We start from the raw sequence: 1756 nt of genomic DNA on the forward strand, positions 1-1756 counted from the left end.
CGGTTGCTACGCGGCGCGCGTGGATCGGGCCTGACTTTTTTCAGGCAGCGTCGCGGCCGGCCCGGGTAGACAGCGCGACGCCAAGCGCGATCCAGCCCACGATAAAGGCCACGCCGCCCAGCGGCGTGATCGCCCCGAACCACCGCGGCGCACCCAGCGCCAGCGCGTAGAGGCTGCCGCTGAACACCACGATGCCGCTGGCGAAAGCGGAGACGGCGACCCGGCGTGCGCGCCCCTTCGCCGTCATCACGGCGAAGGCGAGCGCGAGCGCATGCCAGAAGTGGTAGCTCACCGCCGTATGCCACAACTCGCTGCCGCGGGCATCCAGCACGTCACGCAGCGCGTGCGCACCGAACGCCCCCAGGATCACGGCGCTGGCGCCGGCCAGGCCGACCAGCACGCCTGTCGCATAGGCAGGTTGTCGCATGCGCATAGCTCCTCGGTTCGCCGCCATCCGGGCGGGCGGCCAGTGTCGTATGCTGCCCGGATGATTCCTATCGATTCTCGCACGAAGCGTTGTCGCACCCGCCGGTGGCTGATGCTGCTGATGCTTGCCGTCGGCACCTGCTTGCTGGCCGGCTGTCATCGCGACGACAACATCGAATGGCGACTCACCAATGTCACCGGCCACATGCCGGACCTCGACTTTCAGCTGGTCGACGACCACGGCAAGAAAGTCTCTGGCCAGGACTTCCGCGGCAAGGTGGTGCTGTTGTATTTCGGCTACACGCACTGCCCCGATGTCTGTCCGCTGACGCTCGCGCAACTGCACGTAGTGATGCAGCGTCTTGGCCCCTTGGCCGATGGCGCGCGCATCCTGTTCGTGAGCGTCGACCCCGCACGTGATACGCCCGAGATCATGCATGCCTACGTCAATGCGTTCGATCCGCGCGCGGTCGGCTTGTCCGGCACGCCGCGCGAGATCGAAGCGCTGAGCAAGCGCTATCGATCCGCCTTCACCCGCGAGCCTGATCGTGCCGACGGCCAGTATGAAGTGAGCCACAGTTCGGCCATCTATCTGTTCGATGACCAGGGCAAGGCACGCCTGCTGTCCACGCCCAACAACACGCAGGACGAAATGGTTCACGACCTGCATCTGCTGCTGAGTCCGGGATCATCGTCATGAGTCGTCGCATCACCCTGCCCTTGCTGGTTGCCAGCCTGCTGCTGACCACCGGCGTCGGCGCCACCGAAGCGGAACACATCCGCGCCAGCGGTGCATGGATTCGCGTGCTGCCCGGCGATCTTCCCGCCGGCGCTTACGTGGTGTTGGAAAATACCGGCGACCAGGCGGCCAGCCTGCGCGGGGCACATAGTTCGCGTTATGGCGAGGCCATGCTGCACCAGAGCAGCGGCGCGGGTGGCGTCAATCGCATGGCGATGGTCGATGAGCTTGCCATCCCGGCTCATGGGAAGGCTGAGCTATCGCCTGGCGGTTACCACTTGATGCTGATGAAGGCTGCTGCGCCGGTAACGATTGGCGAAAAGGTCAAAGTGACGCTTACCTTCGGTGACGGCAGCACGCTGGATGCCGATTTCGTGGCGCGACCGGCCAACGCCACCGGCGGATAAAACTCGCCCCACCACCTGTGGGAGCGCACCCTGTGCGCGACAGGTTCGGCAGCCGAGCGCTTGGAGGCTTCGCAAGCCCCGAGTCGCGCACAGGGTGCGCTCCCACAGTGAGGGTTATTGCTGTGCTGTTGCGGCAGATCGCCGAGACGGCCACGGCTTGCGCCGAATTCGCCCGCTGCGTGAG

Annotated in this window: 3 protein-coding genes; 2 read left to right on the plus strand and 1 reads right to left on the minus strand. The window is 65.7% G+C overall.

The window, feature by feature from the left end:
* Positions 1-40: 40 nt before the first annotated feature.
* A complete protein-coding gene (locus tag AC1DMG_RS21945) occupies positions 41-427 on the minus strand; it encodes a DUF423 domain-containing protein (protein WP_441604192.1) in 387 nt (128 codons plus the stop codon).
* A gap of 111 nt (positions 428-538) precedes the next feature.
* Between AC1DMG_RS21945 and AC1DMG_RS21950 the strand changes: the two genes are divergently transcribed.
* Together AC1DMG_RS21950 and AC1DMG_RS21955 are read left to right on the plus strand one after the other, a co-directional pair.
* Complete coding sequence (locus AC1DMG_RS21950) at positions 539-1126, plus strand: SCO family protein (RefSeq protein WP_441604193.1); 588 nt, start codon at positions 539-541, stop codon at positions 1124-1126.
* Positions 1123-1572 carry a copper chaperone PCu(A)C gene (locus AC1DMG_RS21955; protein WP_441604194.1) on the plus strand — a complete coding sequence of 150 codons (450 nt, stop codon included), beginning with the start codon at positions 1123-1125 and terminating at the stop codon, positions 1570-1572. The genes AC1DMG_RS21950 and AC1DMG_RS21955 overlap by 4 nt, the downstream gene beginning before the upstream one ends.
* The last annotated feature ends 184 nt before the right edge of the window (positions 1573-1756 follow it).

It is taken from the genome of Dyella sp. 01N36 (genome assembly GCF_056399745.1).

Excerpts from the sequence above, each read along its gene's own strand:
- AC1DMG_RS21945 (WP_441604192.1), bottom strand. The coding sequence starts at position 427 with ATGCGACAACCTGCCTATGCGACAGGCGTGCTGGTCGGCCTGGCCGGC.
- AC1DMG_RS21950 (WP_441604193.1), top strand. The coding sequence starts at position 539 with ATGCTGCTGATGCTTGCCGTCGGCACCTGCTTGCTGGCCGGCTGTCAT.
- AC1DMG_RS21955 (WP_441604194.1), top strand. The coding sequence starts at position 1,123 with ATGAGTCGTCGCATCACCCTGCCCTTGCTGGTTGCCAGCCTGCTGCTG.